The sequence below is a fragment of the Cupriavidus sp. SK-3 genome (assembly GCF_000611145.1).
Taxonomy (GTDB): Bacteria; Pseudomonadota; Gammaproteobacteria; order Burkholderiales; family Burkholderiaceae; genus Cupriavidus.
In genome coordinates, this window is record NZ_JFJV02000298.1 from 1 (window position 1) to 597 (window position 597).

The following is a 597-nucleotide window of genomic DNA, read 5'->3' on the forward strand; positions in this document are numbered from 1 at the left end:
CACGCGAGACGAAAATTCCACGACCTGTACCTGGCTCGCAGGAACGAGGTCAACACCGAGGCGCTGCGTCGGATCGGTGAGCTGTACGCGATTGAGGCCGAGATCCGCGGCAAGCCTCCAGACGAGCGAAGACGCGTCCGACAGGAGCGGGGGCGGCCCTTACTTGATGCCTTTGAAACGTGGTTGCGCTCGACGCTCAGCACGGTGTCGCACAAAAGCGATACTGCGAAGGCCATCAATTACGCATTGAATCAGTGGGCCGCACTAACGCTGTATGTCGACGATGGCCGCGTCGAGATTGACAATAATGCGGCGGAGCGTGCACTGCGAGGAGTTGCTCTCGGCCGGAAAAACTTCCTGCACTTCGGCTCCGACAGTGGTGGTGAACGCGGCGCCGCAATCTATACGCTTGTTGCGACAGCCAAACTGAACGGTCTCGATCCCGAGGCTTACCTGCGACACGTCATTGCCCGCATTGCCGAGCACCCCGTCAATCGCGTCAGCGAACTACTGCCATGGGCCGTGGCTGATCAGCTTCGCCAGAGCGCAGCCTGAAAGTATCCCCTTCGTCAAGAACGCTGACGGTCGGACGGTTAC

General features: G+C 60.0%; 1 protein-coding gene. It reads left to right on the forward strand.

Annotated features, from left to right (window positions below):
* Positions 1 to 555: IS66 family transposase (gene tnpC, locus CF70_RS33640; protein ID WP_035876163.1), on the forward strand; the 555-nt coding region annotated here is incomplete at its 5' end.
* Positions 556 to 597 lie beyond the last annotated feature (42 nt).